The sequence below is a fragment of the Streptomyces sp. CB02959 genome (assembly GCF_002803155.1).
Classification (GTDB): Bacteria; Actinomycetota; Actinomycetes; order Streptomycetales; family Streptomycetaceae; genus Streptomyces.
Genome location: NZ_NNBP01000030.1, coordinates 46,820 through 67,612 on the forward strand (window position 1 = coordinate 46,820; position 20,793 = coordinate 67,612).

Below are 20,793 nucleotides of genomic sequence, written 5' to 3' on the forward strand. Positions count from 1 at the left end.
GCGGCCGCCACCTGGCTCCCCCACCTCATCATCCCCTCCCCCTCGAAGGTTGCGATCCTCGGTCGCCCCGGGGGGCGACCGCCACGTTGTTGTTCGTGTTGTTGTCCGGTCTGACCTGCGGGTTGCGATCCTCGGTCGCCCCGGGGGCGACCGCCACGTCGCCTGCGGCCGCAGCTGCCGCATCTGCCGAGCGAGTTGCGATCCTCGGTCGCCCCGGGGGGGCGACCGCCACTACAGGGCCTGCTCCCCCATGGCGGTGGGACGCAGGTTGCGATCCTCGGTCGCCCCGGGGGGCGACCGCCACGACGAGCATCGTCGACACCGGCTCCAACCTGCTCACGTTGCGATCCTCGGTCGCCCCGGGGGGCGACCGCCACCCCATCGTCGGCTTCTTCAAGGGCATCGGAGCGGTCCTGTTGCGATCCTCGGTCGCCCCGGGGGGGCGACCGCCACCACCGACCGCCGCGGCTGCGGCGTCGGCTTCTTCACGTTGCGATCCTCGGTCGCCCCGGGGGGCGACCGCCACACGCCATCCGGTGGCCGGACGCGGTGGCCGCGGAAGTTGCGATCCTCGGTCGCCCCGGGGGGCGACCGCCACCGCCCCAGGTGCCGCCGATCACGGTCACGCTCGCGCCGTTGCGATCCTCGGTCGCCCCGGGGGGCGACCGCCACGTGGTGGAGTGCGAGGTCCCGGACGAACACCCCCTGCTGTTGCGATCCTCGGTCGCCCCGGGGGGCGACCGCCACACCGTCGCCCACCGCCACCACGACGCCTCATGGGCAGTTGCGATCCTCGGTCGCCCCGGGGGGCGACCGCCACCCGACGTCGTCGCCGTTGGTTGGGTAGCGCAGGAGGTTGCGATCCTCGGTCGCCCCGGGGGGCGACCGCCACAACTGGGTGTGAGCCCCTATCCCTCACTGGGGTAAAGGTTGCGATCCTCGGTCGCCCCGGGGGGCGACCGCCACCCGACCGGCACGGCCGCTGCCGGGACCTCCGGCCGGTTGCGATCCTCGGTCGCCCCGGGGGGCGACCGCCACACCCCATCATGCGAGGCGCCGCGCGGATAGTGGTGGTTGCGATCCTCGGTCGCCCCGGGGGGCGACCGCCACCCCCAGGTGCCGCCGATCACGGTCACGGCGACGCCGTTGCGATCCTCGGTCGCCCCGGGGGGCGACCGCCACCTTCGGGGTGTGGGGCGCATCGTCTTCTCCTTTCCGGGTTGCGATCCTCGGTCGCCCCGGGGGCGACCGCCACCCGCCACCGTCCACCCCACCGCGATGGCCGGCATCACGTTGCAATCCTCGGTCGCCCCGGGGGGCGACCGCCACGATCGCCTTCAGGTACACGGGACCCACCCCCGCATCGTTGCGATCCTCGGTCGCCCCGGGGGGCGACCGCCACGCGACGAGGCACGAGTCCGTCGCCGCCTCCACGAAGCCGTTGCGATCCTCGGTCGCCCCGGGGGGCGACCGCCACCCGTCGTCAAACGGGTGCCCCTCGACGCGTCGTGGCAGTTGCGATCCTCGGTCGCCCCGGGGGGCGACCGCCACTAGGGGGCACCGAGGGCGCTGGGGGTGCCGGAGGTTGTTGCGATCCTCGGTCGCCCCGGGGGGCGACCGCCACACATCGACGGCACGAGATCGTGGGGGCGCACTGTTGTTGCGATCCTCGGTCGCCCCGGGGGGCGACCGCCACCTGTGCAGGCCATGCTACGTACACACACTGCTGGGGGTTGCGATCCTCGGTCGCCCCGGGGGGCGACCGCCACTCGGGCAGAGGCCGCTTCGTCCGGTCGCGGAAGCGGTGTTGCGATCCTCGGTCGCCCCGGGGGGCGACCGCCACTTCGGGTGCGCTTGCTTGACATGGCTAGCGTGGGTGAGTTGCGATCCTCGGTCGCCCCGGGGGGCGACCGCCACCCCACCACCGCCAAAGCTGCTCGCTCTCGTCGGCATCGTTGCGATCCTCGGTCGCCCCGGGGGGCGACCGCCACTCGCGGCCACCGTCTTTCTGTTCCTCGGGGTCAAGGGGTTGCGATCCTCGGTCGCCCCGGGGGGCGACCGCCACACCAGGCTGCTGTCCCTCACACCGCACCGGCGCGCGTTGCGATCCTCGGTCGCCCCGGGGGGCGACCGCCACCCGGACGGTGGTCCGTTCTCGACGAGCACACCAAGCGTTGCGATCCTCGGTCGCCCCGGGGGGCGACCGCCACCCGCCGCGACTCTGCGTAGATCTCCGAACCGGTGTGGTTGCGATCCTCGGTCGCCCCGGGGGGCGACCGCCACCGGCATGTTTTGCGCCGCCTTCTTCTGCCGCCACGACGTTGCGATCCTCGGTCGCCCCGGGGGGCGACTGCCACCCCCACCCGCAGCGGTCGCCACCGGCGGAGCCGGAGGTTGCGATCCTCGGTCGCCCCGGGGGGCGACCGCCACCTTCCCTCCGCCCGCGCTGCCCCCATACATGACATCGTTGCGATCCTCGGTCGCCCCGGGGGGCGACCGCCACCGGCGGCGTTCGCCTGCGCGAGGCGGTCACTGCCGAGGTTGCGATCCTCGGTCGCCCCGGGGGGCGACCGCCACACGCCGGTCACGTGGGCGCTGTCGGGGGCGTATCCGATGTTGCGATCCTCGGTCGCCCCGGGGGGCGACCGCCACACTTCACCTCCCTCATCAGCCCGTTTCCCCTCTAGGGGTTGCGATCCTCGGTCGCCCCGGGGGGCGACCGCCACACCTGGTGCTCGACGACGGGGTGTTCCCCGAAATGCGGTTGCGATCCTCGGTCGCCCCGGGGGGCGACCGCCACTTTCCTACGACGGAGGCCGAGCCCGCGCCACCGAGATGTTGCGATCCTCGGTCGCCCCGGGGGGCGACCGCCACACTGGCTGAGCAGCGGAAACGCGACACTCGAGCCAGAGAGTTACCCGGCAGGCGGGATCAGAGATACACAGAAAGGACATTCTGCTTCGGCGTGATCCGCGTGTCGTGTGTGTGCTTGTGGTTCCGAAGCAGTGACATCACAGGACGAGATCGTCTCGGTGTCGCTGCGCTTCGGCGATACCGAGGGTCTGGACGCTTTCGAATCCCTCATGGGGCAGACGGTAGATACGGATACTGTCACAGTCCGCGTTGACGATGCTGTCGAGCTTGCCCAGGAGCATCAGCAGGTTCTTGTCGTCGGAGACGATTTCGAACACGGATTTCTGGACGCGAATGCCATGGCCTTCGCAGAGTTTGGCCACGCGGCGGAGGCGACGGCGGCCTTCCGGCGTGGTGGTATCAACATCGTAGGTCAGCAGCAGGTCCACTAGGCCGCCGTCCACGGGAGGTATCCAGGCAAGTCGCCTCGTAGATGCCGGGCAAGCAGGCGCGCCTGGATGACGGGCAGCAGGCCGGCGGGGACGTCCCTGCCAGCGATGGGGTGCTCCCATGTTTGGGTCTTCCACTCTTGCCAGGCACTGATGACGGCTTTGCGGCCATCTTCGGTGAGGCGTACGGCGCCGCCAGGTAGGTGTTCGAAGTGTTCTGCTCGGAGTTGGCGTCGGTTGAGTTGGGTGAGGGCGAAACGGTCGGCGAGGACGGGGCGCAGTTCCTCCATGAGGTCGAGGGCGAGTGCGGGTTTGCCTGGGCGGATGCCGTGGAGGTAGCCGACGTAGGGGTCGAGTCCGATCTGTTCAGTCGCTCCGTGGACAAGTCCGCGTAGGAGGCCGTAGGTAAAGGAGAGCAATGCGTTGACAGGGTCGGTGGGAGGTCTGCGGTTGCGGTGTGTGAAGGCAGAGATGCCCGCAGCGGGACGTAGGACGTGTTGGAGGGCGCCGAAGTAACAGCGAGCGGCGTTGCCTTCGATGCCCATGATGATGTCGAGGGATTCGGCAGTGGCGGTCTTGTTGAGTGCTTCGGCAAGACCTTCGGCGGCGCCTCGGATCTGCTCGCGCTGTTGGGTGGGAGTATCACGGGCCGCGCGTAGGAGGATCCAGCGACTGTTGCGGATTTTGCCGGCGACGATGTTGCGAGCGATCGCGAGCCGGGGTTCGGGTTGGTCGTGGAGATGGTGCTGGGCGTGGCGGAGGAGAACGTTTCCTTGGATAGCTCCGTCAAGGCGGGCGAGGTAGCGGCCGCTGCGGCTCATCCAGGTGACAGGGCGGTTGTCCTGGGCGCAGCGGGTGATCAGTTCTGTGGAGAGGTTGATGTGGCCGTAGACGACGATGCTGTCGATGCGGCGTAAGGGGAGGATTTTGCGTCCGGGTGTGTCGGGGAGGTGGACTCGGAGGCTGTCCTGGTCGAGGCGTAGGTCGGTGCCTTGGGTTTGGACGTAGAGGGTGTTGAGAAGTTCGGTGGTCAAGGGACGTCGTCCTGGGAGTCGTCGAGGGTGTAGAGGTCGGTGAGGGCTTGTTGGTAGCGGCGGGTGCTGGCGAGGGCTCTGGGCATGCAGCTGGTAGCCATCGAGCAGCGTCGACAACGACTGTCGGCGGCGGGTGGGGGGAGCGAACTGGTGGAGAGCATCGTGCGCACGGTGAGGGTGAGTTGGTGTACGTGGGTGCGTAGTTCGTCGTCGACGGTGACCTTGTGGCGTCGGCGGTCGGCGGCGGAGTACACGGCGGCTTCGGGAACGCGTCGGCGGAACATTTCTTCCAGGCAGATCGCCTGTGCGGCGGCCTGGATGTCAGCAGGGCCGCCTGGGCGGTAGCGCCCGGATTTGTGCTCCACGGGGAGGATGCGGCCGTCGGCGTGGAGTTCGACGGCGTCGCAGATGCCGGTCAGTCCGTAGCTGTCGCTCCACACCGGCAGCGCGTGGAGGGTACGGACGGTTCCGCGACCTCGGTTGCCGGGAGTGTCGACACGTTGATGCAGGAGGGTGCCGCGGACGGTGGCGGCGTCATCGGCGAAGGCGTCTTCCAGGATGATCAGCCCGGACTGGCGTGGGCAGTACGCGTAGTGTTCCAGGGCAGAGAGGGGGATCTGGGCCAGATGCCCCTCCCCGCCGTCCTCGAGGGTTGGGGTGTTCATCCGATGAGGCGGATGAGGCTGACGCCGGCGGGGAGGTCGGTGTCGGCGATATCGAGCTGGTAGTCGGTGAAGGCGCGGGCGGTGGCGTCGCCGGGGCCCTTGATGGTGATGCGGTCCAGGAGTTGGCGCGCGGGGGCTTTGCCGTACTTGTCGTCGTGGGTGAAGACGTACAGGCTGCGGAGGTTGAGTTCGCCGCGGGCGGCGGCGCGGTCGTGGTCGAACATGAGGGTGAAGGCGCGCCAGAAGATCTCCAGGTCCTGGGTGGTGATGCCGGTGCGGGCGGCGAGGGGGGCGCTGAAGTGGCCTTCGCCGCGGTAGAGGCCGTAGGGGACGATGTGTTTGGTGCCCATCTCGGTGTTCTTGCCGGACTCGATGTCCTCTTGCTTGGTGGGCGTGACGCGGGTGATGCCGTATTCGAGCGGGGTGATGGGGTCTACTGAGCGAGAGAAGGTGAGTTGGAGGGGGCCTTGGACGCGGCCAGCCTGCTTGTCCTTCTTGCCGGTGGTCATGACGGCGCCGAACATGCGGACGTCGAAGAAGGTCTGGCACATCCACTGGCGGGCATCGAGCTGGCTGGCTTCGTTGCCCAGGGCGTCGGGGGCGTAAGCGCGTTCGTGCTGGGCGTTGAGGGCGGTGCCGGCTTCGACGTAGATGTCGTAGCCGGGCTGCTTGGCGTCCTCGTTGAGGAGAGCGACGGTGTTGCGGATCTTTCGCTTGAGGGCGACGTCGGTGATCAGGCCCTGGCCCGAGACCGGGTCGGTACGCGGCATGCCGCCGGCATCTGGGTCGCCGTTGGGGTTGGAGTCGCGGGCCTCGATGAGGAACACGAAGTCCATCTTGCGGTTCGGGTCAAGGTGCGCTGCAGTCATGTGCTGTTGCTCCTAAGTCGTGAAGAAGGTTGTGGGGCCCGTTGGATGTGCGACGGCTTTAGGCGGGAGCGCCGGCGCTCTGGGGGTTCTCGGCTTCGGCCAGTTTCCGTTCCTGGGCGGCTTTGTGGGCGGCGCGGGCGGCGTTGTCCTCGGCGCGCTGTTGTTCGTAGCCGAGGACGAACCACGCCTGTTGGCGGGTGTTCAGGAGTACGGGGATGCCGCCTTCGATGTGGGCAAGGGCTGCGAAGGCGTCGGCCAGGCGCGCGTCCAGGGCGTAGTAGGTCCCCTTCTTGTCGCGGCGCAGGCGCTTGAGGTGGCCGTTGGCGCCGTTGCGCAGGTTGGTGAGGACCGCTGCGGGGGCGGTCATCGCGGTGCCGAAGAACTTGTCGCCGATGGTGGCGTTGATCTCGGGCAGTGCTGCGCGCTGGATGGCTTCCAGTACGGCGAAGGTGCGGCCGCACAGATAGCCAGGCTCTTGGTTTGTGTCGTCCAGACGAGGCATGGGGCCGGTTTGCTCCTTGTCGGTGCGGTTGGAGTGGAGGGTCAGGCGCATCAGGGCGGTGCGGGGGGCGTCGACACGGTGGTCGGCTCGGATGCGCTGGAGCAGGTGTGGCAGCAGGCGGGCGGGCATCGGTCCGCGGGTCAGGGCGGCGTGCAGCAATTCGTCTTCCAGGCCGCGGGGTGCGCTGCGGGGGGCGTACTTGCCGGCCTTGTCGTCCCAGCGGCCGGAGGCCAGAGCGAGGTGCCACAGGGGCAGGTAGCGGTAGGAGCCGGTCCATCCGTCGAAGACCTTGTGGTCTTCGAACCAGGCTCCGAGGTGGTTGCGCAGCCGCCCGACAGTGGTGTCCAGCCAGTCCAGAACGGCTGCCCGAGCATTGTTCAGGGCGAGGGTGAGTGCGTAGTAACCGTTGGGGTCGAGGCGCTCAGCGATGATGGGGTCGGGGCAGGCGTGCAGGGAGTCGACAAGGCGTGCGACCGTCTCCTCGGTGGGATGGTCCAAGGCGTCGAAGAATGGGTCGGTGGGTTCACGGGTCCACCACACGGTGACCGACTCAGCGGCGCGCCGCCGGTGGCGGTCGTCGGCGAGCAGGAGGTTGAGGGCGGCCATGGACCGGGAGCCGCAGGTTTCGCAGACGGGCGTGTTGACGAGTTGTAGGGCTCCACCTCGGCCGTGGGCTGAGGCGTTGATGCTCACCAACTGCGCGTCACGGCCCACTCCGCTGGTGGGGATGGCGCCGGACTTGATGCTCTCGGGAATGGTGGTGAGCAGTTGCCCCTCGTCCTCGCATACCAGGCACACATCGACGATGCCGCTGCCGGCTTTCCGTGCGCGGACCTGTGTCGCCCACGCCTCTTGCGCGGATGGGCGCAGGTGCAGCCAGCCGGCGTCCGCATCCATCACGGCGACAGTGTCGGTGGAGTTCACCTCCTGCGGGATCTTCACCCGGTCCAGGCCGCCTGAGGAGACGAATGTGGCCAGTGCGCTGACGCCCGGGTCGTCGGGGTGGTGCTCGGCCCAGGACAGCAGCAGGGCTGCGTACTCGTCCCGGCGGCGGTGGGCCTCTTGGATGGCGGCGTCGCTGACTCTGCCGTCGGCCGCGGCTTTCGGCACCCCAAGGACGAACTGGGCAGTGTCTACAAGCAGGGAGGGGGGCGGAGTTTTCCCCGATCGGTAGGCATATGGAGCGGGCGTCTGCAGAGGCTTCTCTTTAGACCCCTTGGGGAGGCGCTGGTCGTACAGGGCTGCGGTTGTACCGTCCGCGTCTACGCGCAGTGCCCACTGGATCTTCTTCGGGCGGTAGTACGGTGGCGGCAGCTTCTCTGCCCGGTCCGCGTACTCCGTCAGGCGATGCAGCAACATGTGGTCATTTCCCCCGGGCGGACGTGCGCGCTCCGACGCCGGGCAGTGCAACGTGGCTGTCATCCAGGGGCTTCGCCGGAACGTTGAGTACACCGTTGATGAGTTGAGCACGGAACCAGCGGTATTTCTCCCCGCCGCCCTGGCCGCGCTTGGGGTAGATGATGGAGTGGAGCATGACTCCCAGCTCTTCGTCCCTGTCGATGGTCGGGGCTTCGGTAGCAGGGCCGAACGCGCAGCTGAACTCACGGCAGCCTAGGAACGGTTGGGAGAAGCAGGCGCCTTTGTCCACGCGGCGGCGCAGCTGCTCCCGGTACTTAGCAGGGGACTCGCCCTGGCTGTGTGCCGCCGGCTTCACCTGAGCTCGAATGCGGTAGGCAACATCCCGCAGCAGCATGGTGTTGCGCTGATCGCGGTCACCTTCCACGTCGTAGCGTCGTCGTGGATCCTTGCGTAGTGCTGCCACCTCGGCGGCTGAGATCGCCGACTTCACCTCGTTACGGCGGATCGATGTCCATTCGATCGGCCTGAGCACCTCGATCGCCCGAATCACGTAGTGGAACTCGGGTTTCCAGTAGATGGCCTCCAGCACCCCTGATGCCGCTGAGGGCGTCATCACCGGGTAGGAGACCCGCTCCACCTTCAGTTCGGGGCGGGTGAAGCAGGCCAGCGGACCGGCCACCTCCACCACTAAGTCCGGATAGACCCAGCCGTCGTTGCCGCGCCGCTCAGCCAGACCGAGGCGCCTTCCGGGATCCGACTCCACCATCAACTCCTCACCAAAGCACGATTGTTGAAAGGACCCGCAGCCGGTGGCGCGGCCTCGAATCCTCACCATAGGGGCGACCACTGACAGCGGCGGCGTTGCCAGCCAAAAGCCAGCAACGCCACGCTGTGTTTGGGCAGTTCAGGTCACCTCCAGGAGGAGTCGCACAGCACGACGGCGAATCACGAGCACGACGACGAGGATCACGGCGACAACGACACTGCCGGGCTCGATGAGCAAAGCAATTGCGTTCAACCCGGCTCCAGTTACAGCTTCCATGTAGGTGAAGTGGTATTTGCTTGATAACCAGCGTCTAGTGCGGTCGATAGTGATCCTGGGGTACGCGGATCTTGTGTGAGTAGCGTTCGGGACGGAGTTCGCTCAATGGGGGCACGAGTGAGGGGCGAGGCTGACGCCCCGCCCCTCACCGGTGCGGACCCTGGTGGTGCAGAGCAGCACGCACCCACCGACATGATTGCGACCCTCAGTCGCGGAAGGCGACCGCCATGCTGGGTTTGCTGCCCCAGCAACATGCCACATTGCTCTTGCGCCGGGACTCGGCGGACCGTCGCCTCCTGGCATACCGGAGAGCGCAGGTATTGGCCGCCTCGCAAGGGCCGGGAATGACCTATGATGCCACGTCCTACGCAGACTGCCCCGCCAACCGCGAACAGGTGTGCCTGGGCGGAACACTTGTCAGAGATTGAACGCGCTCCGGTCCTCGGGAGCGTCCGGGTCGAGTCCACGCTGTGGGTGGTACCCCCCTTCCCACAGCAACAGGTCGCCGGTGATGGGCGTCGCCAGGCCAGAGCGCAGGGCCGCCTCCACTTCACCGCGCGGCAGGGAAGCGGTGTGCGGTTGCAGGCTGCGAAGCACCTCAGGTCCGCACGGGCGGGCGGGGTCCCGAAGCCGCGCGATGGCCGTCTCGATAGCCTCTCGGTCGGTCTCCCAGCGAATGACGACTACTGGTGCGCTCAGCTCGTCCTCGATCATCTGGAAGCTGCGGTCGACCTTGGGGAAGTCGAGGCTGCGTCGCAGGTCCTCGATCTCGGCCCCGAGCCCTGAATCGGGGGTCCCCTGTTGGAAGGCGTAGCGCTCAGGGTAGTAACGCTCAAAAGCTTCCAGGTCGTCCGGAGCGGACCGACCAGGTCCGAAGTAGGTGCCGCTGGCGTTCAAGGCAGCCTCGTACGTCTTGCTGCGTGGTTGCTTTCCGTCGGAGGGCTGGAAGATGACGACGGCGCCTCGGTGCAGGCGGCCGTCGCGGTTGCAGCGCCCTGCGGCCTGCTGCATCGACTCCGCCGGCGCCCATGCGCGGTAGACCCGCGGGAAGTCAAGATCCACTCCAGCCTCGATGAGACTGGTGGATACCACCTGCACGGGCTGCCCGTCGCTGAGGAGCTTCTTGATCTCCGCGATGGCTTCGCGACGGTGGCCGGCGGTCATCCGAGTCGACAGGTGCAGCACTTCCGCGGCCTGGGCCACGTGTTCGTCAAGGTAGCGATGGAAGTGTGCGGCATCCTTCGTAGTGTTGACGACAGTGAGCACCTGCTCGTATTCGGCCGCCTCGGCCGCGATGCTGCCCAAGGACACGTCATCGCCCGCTCGCCATTCGTAATCGACTCGCCGCAGCGCCTCGAACAGCCGGGATGGATCGTCGACGATGTTCCGCCGTTCCAGCCCTTCCCACACGGGCAGCCTCCAGAAGGAGGGTTGAGTGGCCGACGCCAGTACCACCGTGACCCCGAAGTGGTCGACCAGGCCCCGCAGCGCACTCAGGATCGGAGTCAGCAGCCGGTCGGGCAACGCTTGGACCTCATCCAGCACAATCACGGATCCGGCCAAGCGATGTAACCGCCGCATCTGCGAAGGCTTGTGCGAGAAGAGCGACTCAAACAGACGCACCGTTGTGGTCACCACGAACGGGGCGTCCCAGTTCTCCGCCGCGAGCCGCGCCGTGTGGGCTCGCGCTTGGAGCTCATCCTGCTGCGTGGGTGTCAGGCCCTTCAAACGCTCCTCGGAGTCCAGGTCCACGGCACTGTGATGCTCCAGAACGACGGCTTCCTCTGGACGGGGCGAGTCGGGGTCGAGCAACTGGCGGTAGATGGCGGCGTTCTGCTCAGTGATCGAGATGAAAGGAACCGCGAGGATCACCCGGCGCATGCCGTTCGCCGCCGCGTGCCGTAGCGCGAACGCCCCCGCAGCCATGGTCTTGGCACCGCCGGTCGGCACATGCAGCACATACATCCCCGGTTGCGCCGAGGCGGCCACGCACGCCTGCTCGTACACCTCCTGCCGCAATGCGTCCACGGGAGAAGGATCGCGATCGGCCAGCATCTTCGCCCGGCGCGCCTCGTACCGCTCGACCAACGCCGCCACATCCACCGGCTCACGCAGGCGTACGGCACCGCCACCGAAGTGCGCCGCGGTGTCGAGAAAGTCCGCATCGACCACACAGCTGAACAGCATCCGCACCAACAGATCCAGCCCCAGGCGCCCCTGCCCCGAGGGCGCCCCCAGCCACGTCGGCAGCGCTGGCCACGGATCGGGGTGAATCTCAGGCACCACCGCCTCCACAGCACGGATGGCCTCCGCCACCCGCTGTGCTTCATCACCGCCTGCCATCGCGCGCGCCAGCTCGTCCTTGAGCTGCTCCATATCCGGCATGCCACCGTGGTGCCCGAATACCACCGCCCCGAAGGGCAACTTCGTGTACCGGTCGGCAAGCAACGTACCTGCATGTTTGTGCATCACCCCTACCTTGCCGCCGCCCTCACGTTCGACGGCCAGAAGACGGTCCTGCCACACACACGTCCCCTTGCCGACGTCGTGGATCAAGGCCAGGTACGCAGCCAGCTCCCCACAACCAAACACCTCACCGAACCGCCCTGCCAGAGCGGCCGATCCCCGCAGGTGATCCTCCAGCGAGTGCCGTACGCCAGCCGAACCGCGGCTGTGGGCAAACAACTTCCGCTCAGACATGCAGCGTTACCTCGATCCATCTCTGGCTATGACCGAGATGAACATAGACCGGTTGCCGTCATCGAGATTCCGCGGCAGGCAGACCGCCGCGGGCGAAGCCGAATGCCAGGGACCACCGACTAGCGTGGCGGTGCCGGGAGCCCCGCGCCTGCTCCTTTATCCACAACTCGCCTGGATGTCAATGGTGGTGGAACACAGCTGGTGCGACGCCGAACACCGCACCAGCTCCCCGGCCTGGGTGGAAGCCGGCCGCTGCCTGCTCCTCTACCCCGCAACCGCGCCCTGGCCCACCTCACCGCGGTGGCCTGGCTCCCCTGCGGCGACCTCCACCACTACCCCCACCCCAGCGTGCGCTGGAACTACCTACCCGCCCTCGAACGACACCTGGCCGCAACGCACTTCACGCCCGTCAGCCTCCTTCTAGGCCCCGACTCCGTCACCAGCCGGCACTTCACCGCGCCCTGGCAGCCGCCCACGCGTCGGCCCCACGGCCCGCACCGGCCGCCTGGCCACCCCGCAGCGAAGCTGCCTGGCCCTGAAGATCAGGTCCCGGCAGACGCCTCTTCTCCTTGCGCTCGGCGAACACCCGGTAGACGCACGCGACGCTGGGGCCTGGCCCTTGCGTTTGCCGGCGGGGATGATCAGGCCGGGCCTGATCTGCTCGACTGGCTCGCCGTTCGACCGGCGTCGGAGCCCAGTGTGGAGCAAGTCGTCAGTGATGACGGGTGGCCGACCGCCGTGCTTGCCCTTGCGGGCCGCCGTGCTGGGCCCTTCGAGCGTCGACTCCCGGATGGGTTCCCGCTCGGTCTCCGCCATCGCGGCGAAGTACGCGAACAGCAGACGGCCGGGCCCGCTGGGGGCGCACATCCCGGCCGGAGCCCGGCGAGCATCTCCAGGATGAGGCCATGAGGGGTCAGGTAGCCAGCGAGCGAGGTGAGTTCGGCGGCATTGCGGCCGAGGCGCTTCATCTCGTACACGGTGAAGATGACGCGGCAGTGTGGGGCGTGGGACTTGATCTGCCGGACGAGTGCAAGCGCGGCGCGGTTGCGCTGCCACCTGGACGCGCTCGCCGAGCCGTCGACGAAGCGGAGGGTCAGGAACCGCAGCTCCACCAAGTCCAGCAGCATCGAAACTGGCCATCTTAGTCCCGTGAGGTGGCTGTCGGGACGCCGTGTTGACCACTGACTGCAGGTTCGGTCACCCTGAAAGAGATAGGTCTAGGGCATATTCAAGACCACCATATGGGTGATATCGGACTTTCTTGCGAATCTTCCCCCTGTCCGGCAAGGTTTCGTGCACCATGTGTATCTAAAGCATCACAGAGAGCGCGGAAATCAGGGAGTTGATGTGGTCCATCGGGCGTCAGACGCTGAAGAGACCGGCGAGGGCGGCCAGAAGGCCCGGGATCGAGTGCTGTTCCTGCGAGAAGAGCTGGCCCCATCGGCGCCGTGCATGGTGCTCGGCAGGGGGCTGCGCAAGAAGCGCGAGGACCTGAAGCTGCCTCAGCAGGCTGTGTCCAAGGCGTTGCACTGGTCGACGTCGAAGATCAGCAGGATCGAGGGCGGGCGCAACGCAATCAAGCAAAAGGACTTGGAGGAACTGCTCTCACTGTATGGGGTCGACGAGGAGGGGCAAACGGCTCTGCGGGAGCTGGCTCTTTTCGGCAAGCAGTCGATGTGGTGGAAGCCCTGGTCGGGGATAACAACCGCTTACCTGCAGACCGTTATGAGCTTCGAGGACATGGCTCAGCGGATCAGGTCCTACGAACCGCAGTTCCTGAATGGGCTCCTACAGACCCCTGAATACGCCAGAGCGCTCATCGCGCGCGGGCCGGACCCGGGATACCACGCAGCCTTAGCCGAACTCAGGCAGGAGCGCCAGGCCCAGTTCGCCGCCGCGCCAGGCAAGGAACTGATCTGCGTGATCGACGAAGCCTCGATCCTGCGGCCGGTCGGCAACACGCAGATCATGCGCCGGCAGGTACAGCACCTGATCAAGCTGAACGAGGACCCTCGCTACCAGCTGCGGCTCGCGGAGCTGAAACGGCCCAACTTGCCCGTGGAGATTGGCTCGACGGCGATTTTCGACTTCGCGGAGGCGTTGCTGCCTACCATCGCCTACTCCGAGAGCATTGACGCCGGCTTGGTCATCCAGGACGAGGCAGCTGTGGACCGGCGAGCCAAAATGTTCGACAAGCTCCGGCACCAGTCACTGACCCCATCCAAGACGACAGGGAAACTGCGCGACGTCCTGCGATCCAACTACTACCGCTGAGCCGCCCACCGCCGTGGCCACGGTCACGGCTTGCGGGCTACCCCCACGTACAACGAAGCCTGTGCGTCATTCACGAGACTCGGACCACTGGCAGCCTCCGGGCGCCAGCGGTGCCCCACTGCGACACCGGGCTCCTCCAGGACCAACCCGTCGAAGAACCGCGCAACCTCCGCCCGGGAACGCACTCGGACCGTGGTGCCCTGGCGTGCGTAGGTATCGGCGATGGCCTGCCAAGCGTCCGGTGCGAAGTCGCCAGTGCAGTGGGACAGACTCAAAAACGAGCCCGCCGGCAGGGCGTCCATGAAGCGGTTGACGAGTCCGTTGGGATCTTGCTCGTCGGGGACGAAATGGAGCAAGGCGTGGAGGCTCAGAGCCACGGGGCGTTCGAAGTCAACGATCCCTTCGGCTTTCACGGCAGCCAGCACGTCTGCGGGCTTGGTGGCGTCGGCGTCGACGTAGGCGGTCTGCCCTTGAGGGGTTCCGCTCAGCAGTGAGTCCGCGTACACGAGGACGATCGGATCGTTGTCCACGTAGACGACGCGGCAATCCGGAGCAACGTCCTGCACCACTTGGTGGACGTTGGGGGCCGTCGGGATACCTGTCCCCACATCGATGAACTGACGTACACCTTGACCAGCAAGCAGACGCATGGCCCGCTGCATGTAGGCGCGATTCACACGGGCCACCGTCTCGATCGCGGGGAAGGCCCGAATGACCTCCTGGGCAGCCTCCCGGTCCACGGTGTAGTTCGTCTTCCCACCGAGGTAGTAGTCGTACATCCGTGCACTGTGAGCCCGGTCCTGCCCTAAGTCCAAGTCCGCCAAGCCTGGTTCGGGCTCCTGCTCATTTTCCACCATGACCCCCATGTCACTTTTCGTCCCTTGCCCCGCTCTGGGCGAGATGCACTTGCATTATTCGCCTGCTTACCGGCCAGTGACCGGTGATGTCCAGGACTGCTCGACTCGTACACCAGTGGTGACGTACCCCGTCAGTAACTGAACAGGCGTCAGCCTGGAGGACGGCGAGCCGCACGTGATCAACTCCCACAGCTGCAGGAGCACACGTCACGTGCGGCTCTGATCACGTACACCCTCCGACTGACCTCAGAAGGCGCTATCGATCACTGCCGAGATGAAAGTCGCGGCGACGGCCTTGGACACCGCAACGACCGGGCCGCCTTGGACCTTCGAGTCACGAAAGAGGACCACCTCCCCCGCAGGCTGCGCCATCTCGACACACGCCCCCTGAGGGAGGCTGTACGAACTCTTCCGCCAGGCGGCGCTGGTCGCCTGCGCTGCCTCTGTCAGCTTGCTCATCGAACTACCCCCTGTGGTGAACGAACTCCCCGTCGCCAAAATGCAATTGCATTTCAGCTCGTCACAGGGAGGGTCACCGGCCGAGCGGCACGCTAAGCGCATATGAGGTGAAAATGTCCGGATACGGACGGTGGCGCAGGTGCAAGTGCCCCTCGAACGACCGCTTTTTTACGCGTCGTTGGACGCTCCGCTGAGGTTGCACGCACCTGGAGGGCTGACGTCCTCGACTGAAGCGGAAGCGCCGCCCGAGAGGCGCCGAAAATGCCATCTCACCAGGGAAAAGGCTTTCGAGGGGCGACGCGTCCCTAGCCCCTGAGGGCCTCGGTAGGAGGAGCAACTCACCCGCGCCTAAACCCTGTTCGGGGGCTTCACTTCGAAAGAAGGCCCTCAGGGCATCGACACGTTCCGTTTAACGTCAGGTGCACTCGGCTACTCGCCCGAGCGGCACCAGGACCCGGCCTACGGATCGCAACCTCAGCCGGAGTCCCTGCCGACGCACCCTCGAAGGAGAAGAACGCAAATGGGCCCCTCCCCCCGTCGACGACGACGTAAACCACGGCATGCCCGACCACGCGCCTCGCCGTGGAGGCGACCGTGCACGTCCTGCCTTGAGAACAGCGTGCGAATCCTGGCCAGCCAGGCCGATGTACTGCTGCTCCAGCAGCACGAATCCTGGCTCAACAAGGTCGCAGCCCTCGCTCTCCTGGGTCTGCACCTGAAGCGACTTAGCTCCCATAGCCGGTCGCACCAACAGATGTAAACAGCACGCTGGGCGCCGCATGACGCGGCGCCCAGCTCACTCCTTGCCGCACGCCCGGAGTCCGCATGCATCAGACACGGCACCACATCGGAGTGGTCCTGCAGCAGATCTGCTCGCAAGCACGCTTGACGGCTGTTGAGGTAGCTCACGGGATCGGACGCGCTCCTCGCGACGTCGCCGACTTCCTGTCCGGCAAGAGGCTCCCCAGCAGAATCTTCATCTTGCATTTCGCGCAGATCAGCGGAACAGACCCGCAACTTCTACTCAGGGTCTGGGAAGACGAACATGAACGACATCTCCGCCTGCCAGGCTGCAGAGAGAGACCTTGCACAGTTACCCGAAGCCCCCGTTAACCGTCCACGCCACCGTCGTCGCCGCAACGGTCTGCCTTCGGTTCCAGCATGATCCGCCGAAAAGGACCTGACGCCGCCGACCCTGGACGAGCAATCGCCGGCCCTGGGCCAGCGCAGCGGACAACGAAGGCGTCCCAGCAAACGAGCGGGAATCACTGCAAGCACTCTTCATGTGCGGAAGACTCGGGCCGCGGGGCCGCCCGCGAAAACTGGGGAGTTACGGGTCGGGCGGCCCCACCGCACACACCGCTCCCGGACCGAGCAGGCGCCGAGTACGAGGCGACCACCTTTCCCACACCCAGGTTCCCGACTTTCGCCCCCAGGCCCGCTCTCAGCCGTCGGCCACCCAACGCCAAAGCTGTCGTCCCCCGCGATACAACGATCACGATGACGGCGGAGAAAGGGAAGGGCGAGAAGGACTTCAAGCCGACCATCCCCATCCAGGAAAACTCCGCACAGAAGGAGGTCGCGCTGAAGAAGCAGTTCAACAACAACCCCGAGACGACCGGCTGTCCAACGGTTCGACGCGAACAGCCCCGTCGGGTACACCCTGCCGGCCACAGGCGCGGATTCAGCGCGACTCTGATTGGACTGACACTCCATCACCAAAGTCAGCATTGGGTCAGCATGCAACCGGCCAGAGGCGGTGACAGGTGGCAACACATGCACATGCCTAAAATCCACGCTGCACTGCCCCTGAGCTGCGAAGATGCTGGTCAACTCGCCGCATCCAACACACCCCGCCGAGCCCGGTGCCTATGGAAGCCGAAGAGGCACGGCAAGGCATCGTTGCAGGTCAGAGGGCATTTCCAGGTCAGCAAGTCAGCACAAAGTCAGCATCGGCGGCGTTACGCCGGGAAACAGGCCGACTCCCGGGGGTCATGCGGCGCGCCGTGGTCCAGACCTCCGCAGCGTCCGGGGTCGAGATCCGATGCCAGTTGTCGCACCACACAGTACAATTTCCCCGCCATTGCGAAAAGCATCCAGACTTCCCGGAGTTGGACCGCGCTGATATCGGCAGCCCCGACGCCCGTTGCATTTAGCTGTCCAACTAGGTTGGCATCACGCTGCGTTGTGGCTGGGCCGCTGGTACCGCCGGGCGCCCGAGCAGGAACACTGCGCTGTTCTCTCCTTACGCGCACGGTTTACTGCTCGCCTTGTCCTGGCCGGCGCCACCGTGGTGACAGCGGTCGCGGAGTTTGGGTATCCGCCGCGGCCGCTGAACGGCGAGTATCCGCAAGGGGGCTGCTGTGGTGGCACGCCACGAACATGCTGCTCGCCGCAACCAGCATCGCGATTGCGGGCCTGACCGTCTATGCCCTGCTGTGGCAAACACGCCGCGCCGTCGGCGCTCTTTCGCGGAAGCTCGCGTGATGCGCAAGAACCTCCTGATTGGTCTGCGGCTACTACCTCCTCGGCGGTGGCATGGATGCACAAGGCAACTGGGACGCCCTCCTCGGCTGGGGCGCCGTCGCTCTCACCGCAGTACCGCTCACCGCCGCGGCAGCCTACGGACTCAAGCACGCGGTCGTACGCCTGCACCGATGACGCTGACCGCCGTCCCTCTCGTCGCGGTGGCTCGTGCGGGATCAACTACGCCGTACTGCGCTTGTTCCGTCGGTCAGCCCCGCACCATAGGCGATGAACGCGGCCTGGACGCGGTGCGCGGCGTCCGGCTTGGCGAGGATGCGGTTGACCTAGACTTTCACCGTGCCGGTCTCCACGCCGATCCGCCGGGCGATCTCGGCGTTGGTGAGCCCGGCGCCGAGCATGGCGACGACTTCCTTCGCTCCCCCCCATGAGAGGAGGGCGGCACTGTGCCCGCGCTCAGGAAGACCCTTCACCTCTGCTGTGTCCGCCACCGCCCTTGCCGCAGGACTCAGCCTCGGCACGGGCGCGCCAGCGAACGCCGCAAGTTGCCCCTCGTCCGCATCTCCGAAGATCCCGGGCGCACGGCCCCTTGGGTGCTGAGCTGCTCCGGCGGCACGCTCAAGGTTTACGGCTGGGTCGAAGACACCCGCGTGGACGGCCGGGACGCGCTCGTCGAGGTGTGGCCGGGAGGCGGTCACCACTGGCGCCTGGTTGACGCACGCGGGATGGGCGAGAGGATGAACTTCGAGTTCCCCGGGACGACCTCGGCGTCCATAAAGCTGCGCCTCAGCGGCTGACCAGACATGGGCTGGCCTCGGCGGAAACCTGAAAGCCGCCAGTAGTTGATCCCTCCAGCACCCTGCCACCGCTCAGCACCACACCCTCGAAGCCGTGGTCCCGCGGTACGTCTTCGCGGGCCGACAGCGGCCTGCCGGCCATCCCCTCGCGCGTCGGACGTCAGCTCCTCAGGGTCGCCATCCATGCCTCGACCTCGTCGGAGCGGCGCGGCAGGGCCGCCGACAGGTTCCGGTTGCCGTCTTCGGTGACCAGGACGTCATCCTCGATGCGGACGCCGATGCCGCGGTACTCCTCGGGCACGGTCAGGTCGTCGGCCTGGAAGTACAGACCTGGTTCGACCGTGAGAACCATGCCGGGCTCCAGCGTGCCGTCGACGTACGTCTCGGTGCGGGCGGTGGCGCAGTCGTGCACGTCCATGCCGAGCATGTGGCCGGTGCCGTGCAGCGTCCAGCGGCGCTGGAGGCCCAGCTCCAGGACCCGCTCGACCGGGCCCTCGACCAGACCCCACTCGACCAGCTTCTCGGCCAGGACGTGCTGCGCGGCGTCGTGGAAGTCGCGGTACGTGGCGCCCGGCTGCACGGCCGCGATACCGGCCTCCTGGGCCTCGTACACCGCGTCGTAGATCGTCTTCTGGAGCTTGCTGAAGCGCCCGTTGACCGGGAGCGTGCGGGTGACGTCGGCGGTGTAGTACGTGTGCGTCTCCACGCCCGCGTCGAGCAGGAGCAGGTCGCCGGAGCGGACCGGGCCGTCGTTGCGCAACCAGTGCAGGGTGCAGGCGTGCGGGCCGGCGGCGGCGATGGTGCCGTAGCCGACGTCGTTTCCTTCCACACGCGCGCGGAGGAAGAACGTGCCCTCGATGTAGCGCTCGCTGGTCACCTCGGCTTTGTCGAGGACCTTGACCACATCCTCGAAGCCGCGCACGGTCGATTCGACGGCCTTCTGCAGCTCGCCGACCTCGAAGTCGTCTTTGATCAGCCGCATCTCGGAGAGGAAGACACGCAGCTCCTCGTCGCGCTCGGTGGTGGCCTTGTCGGTCAGCGCCGCCTCGATGCCCGCGTCGTGGCGGCGCACGACGCGGACCGGACCGGTGGCCTCGCGCAGCGCGTCGGGCAGCTCGCGCACGTCGGAGGCCGGGATGGCATACAGCTGCTCTGCCTCGGCCAGGGAGTGGCGGCGGCCGACCCACAGCTCGCCCTGGCCCGACAGCCAGAACTCGCCGTTCTCGCGGTCGGAGCGAGGCAGGAGGTAGATCGTCGCCTCGTGGCCCTCGCCCATGGGCTCCAGCACGAGGACGCCGCCCTCGGCCTGGTTGCCGGTGAGGTACGCGTACTCGACCGACGCGCGGAAAGGGTAGTCGGTGTCGTTGGAGCGGGTCTTCAGGTTGCCCGCGGGGACGACCAGGCGCTCGCCCGGGAAGCGCGCGGACAGCGCGGCGCGGCGGGCGGCGGTCTCCGCGGCCTGGGGAATCGGCTCCAGATCTCGCAGCTCCGTGTCCGACCAGCCGCTCTTCATGTTCTCGGCAAGCTCATCGGACACGCCCTGGTACAGGCCGTTCTTCCGCTGCTCGATCGGCTCCTTCAGCGCGGCGGGGCACGCTGCGCTACGGGCTTCCTCTGCCCTGGACGAATAGACCACCTCGGTCACCGTTCCTCCTCGCTACGACACGGGTCGCCCCAGGGTGCCGCGCGCCTCTTGCTGCCGCCTGTGCGCACTGCATAAAGGCGTATGCGAAGTAGTGCGCCGGGCACCGAGTGCGGGGTTGGACGACGCATAGCCTCTGCCTCGGGGGCTGCGGCCCATGCCCAAGCCGGAGACCGGTCGGGTCACCTGCGTGTCCGTGGGCGGTGCAGCCCCCCACTCATACGCCGACGTGGCGTATGGGCTGCCTTGCAGCTGACGCTCAGCAATCCCCTGCCTGAGCCTGAAACTCCCGGAGGTACTCCCATGCCCACACCCGTCCCGGCCGGCTCGGCTGCCCGTCCTGGGGTCTCATCGTCGCAAAGGGAGGCCATCTGGGCAGTGATCACTCGCATGTATGCGGCGTACGCGTCCGGTGACCGGGCGGCGGTCGACGCGGGCCTCGATCCTGAGGCGACAATCTGGGATTCGGCAGCTGCTCCCCTGCTGCTCGGCAGGCGAGACCTCAATCGGCTGCGCGACGAGCGGACTGTGGCCGACGGAGGGCCGGCCGAATCGGCTCTTCGCGCGTACGACCCGGTGGTCGACGTCTTCGGCGATGTGGCCGTGGTGCGCTACTGGCTTCGCGTCGACTTTGCTTCCGGACCGGATGGGCTTCCGATGCGACCGGAGTTGGTGCGCAACACCGCAGTGCTACGAGGAGACGCCGGTGGCAGGTGGCTCATCGTGCATCTCCACGAGGATGTGCATCAGCAGGGAGGGCTGCTCGCCGACGACACGTGAGTCCTGTGCGGTGTGCACGTTCGGCAC

The 20,793-nt window shown here is 67.1% G+C and carries 15 protein-coding genes and 1 CRISPR repeat array (1 of these 16 running past the window's edge); of the genes, 4 read left to right on the forward strand and 11 right to left on the reverse strand.

The genetic code is table 11. The annotated features are described in order from the left end of the window. Positions 1-2,874: direct repeats of the CRISPR family, unit length 37 nt; unit sequence GTTGCGATCCTCGGTCGCCCCGGGGGGCGACCGCCAC; it begins 1,287 nt to the left of the window's first position. 137 nt (positions 2,875-3,011) lie between these two features. From cas2 to CG747_RS36975, 7 genes are all read right to left on the reverse strand, one after another. After that, positions 3,012-3,302, reverse strand: coding sequence for a CRISPR-associated endonuclease Cas2 (gene cas2, locus CG747_RS36945; protein WP_100606322.1), 291 nt, complete (start codon positions 3,300-3,302; stop codon positions 3,012-3,014). Further along, complete coding sequence (gene cas1c / locus CG747_RS36950) at positions 3,302-4,336, reverse strand: type I-C CRISPR-associated endonuclease Cas1c (RefSeq protein ID WP_100606282.1); 1,035 nt, start codon at positions 4,334-4,336, stop codon at positions 3,302-3,304. The genes cas2 and cas1c overlap by 1 nt, the downstream gene beginning before the upstream one ends. Continuing rightward, complete coding sequence (gene cas4, locus CG747_RS36955; RefSeq protein ID WP_100606283.1) at positions 4,333-5,001, reverse strand: CRISPR-associated protein Cas4; 669 nt, start codon at positions 4,999-5,001, stop codon at positions 4,333-4,335. Before cas4 ends, cas1c begins: the two co-directional genes overlap by 4 nt. Beyond that, positions 4,998-5,870, reverse strand: a complete 873-nt coding sequence (cas7c, locus tag CG747_RS36960) for a type I-C CRISPR-associated protein Cas7/Csd2 (RefSeq protein ID WP_100606284.1) — start codon at positions 5,868-5,870, stop codon at positions 4,998-5,000. Before cas7c ends, cas4 begins: the two co-directional genes overlap by 4 nt. Positions 5,871-5,928: 58 nt before the next feature. Further along, the gene (gene cas8c / locus CG747_RS36965; RefSeq protein WP_180985855.1) at positions 5,929-7,731 is read right to left on the reverse strand and encodes a type I-C CRISPR-associated protein Cas8c/Csd1; all 1,803 of its coding nucleotides are present in this window, start codon (positions 7,729-7,731) and stop codon (positions 5,929-5,931) included. Between the two features lie 4 nt (positions 7,732-7,735). Continuing rightward, positions 7,736-8,497 carry a type I-C CRISPR-associated protein Cas5c gene (gene cas5c / locus CG747_RS36970; protein ID WP_180985856.1) on the reverse strand — a complete coding sequence of 254 codons (762 nt, stop codon included), beginning with the start codon at positions 8,495-8,497 and terminating at the stop codon, positions 7,736-7,738. Positions 8,498-9,190: 693 nt separating this feature from the next. Then, positions 9,191-11,473 carry a CRISPR-associated endonuclease Cas3'' gene (locus CG747_RS36975; RefSeq protein ID WP_100606286.1) on the reverse strand — a complete coding sequence of 761 codons (2,283 nt, stop codon included), beginning with the start codon at positions 11,471-11,473 and terminating at the stop codon, positions 9,191-9,193. 1,347 nt (positions 11,474-12,820) lie between these two features. On the opposite strand from CG747_RS36975, the gene CG747_RS36985 reads away from it, so the two are divergent. Next, positions 12,821-13,747 (forward strand): helix-turn-helix transcriptional regulator, encoded by a 927-nt coding sequence (locus tag CG747_RS36985; RefSeq protein ID WP_100606287.1) that lies wholly within the window; start codon positions 12,821-12,823, stop codon positions 13,745-13,747. 23 nt (positions 13,748-13,770) lie between these two features. Here CG747_RS36985 and CG747_RS36990 read toward each other — a convergent pair whose 3' ends face one another. Together CG747_RS36990 and CG747_RS36995 are read right to left on the reverse strand one after the other, a co-directional pair. Next, positions 13,771-14,604: an SAM-dependent methyltransferase gene (locus tag CG747_RS36990; RefSeq protein WP_100606324.1), complete on the reverse strand. Its 834-nt coding sequence runs from the start codon at positions 14,602-14,604 to the stop codon at positions 13,771-13,773. A gap of 246 nt (positions 14,605-14,850) precedes the next feature. Next, positions 14,851-15,063, reverse strand: coding sequence for a DUF397 domain-containing protein (locus CG747_RS36995; RefSeq protein WP_100606288.1), 213 nt, complete (start codon positions 15,061-15,063; stop codon positions 14,851-14,853). 2,538 nt (positions 15,064-17,601) lie between these two features. Here CG747_RS36995 and CG747_RS50055 point away from each other — a divergent pair. Then, entirely contained in the window at positions 17,602-17,724 is a 123-nt protein-coding gene (locus tag CG747_RS50055) for a hypothetical protein (RefSeq protein ID WP_257980977.1), read from the forward strand. 149 nt (positions 17,725-17,873) lie between these two features. Here the strand turns inward: CG747_RS50055 and CG747_RS48400 are convergent, their stop codons facing one another. Further along, complete coding sequence (locus tag CG747_RS48400) at positions 17,874-18,020, reverse strand: hypothetical protein (protein ID WP_180985862.1); 147 nt, start codon at positions 18,018-18,020, stop codon at positions 17,874-17,876. A 120-nt stretch (positions 18,021-18,140) separates the two neighbouring features. On the opposite strand from CG747_RS48400, the gene CG747_RS50060 reads away from it, so the two are divergent. Next, the gene (locus CG747_RS50060) at positions 18,141-18,344 is read left to right on the forward strand and encodes a hypothetical protein (protein ID WP_257980978.1); all 204 of its coding nucleotides are present in this window, start codon (positions 18,141-18,143) and stop codon (positions 18,342-18,344) included. A 160-nt stretch (positions 18,345-18,504) separates the two neighbouring features. On the opposite strand, the gene CG747_RS37005 is transcribed toward CG747_RS50060, so the two are convergent. Beyond that, a complete protein-coding gene (locus CG747_RS37005) occupies positions 18,505-19,980 on the reverse strand; it encodes an aminopeptidase P family protein (protein WP_180985861.1) in 1,476 nt (491 codons plus the stop codon). A gap of 384 nt (positions 19,981-20,364) precedes the next feature. On the opposite strand from CG747_RS37005, the gene CG747_RS37010 reads away from it, so the two are divergent. Then, complete coding sequence (locus tag CG747_RS37010; protein WP_257980979.1) at positions 20,365-20,766, forward strand: nuclear transport factor 2 family protein; 402 nt, start codon at positions 20,365-20,367, stop codon at positions 20,764-20,766. Positions 20,767-20,793: the final 27 nt, after the last annotated feature.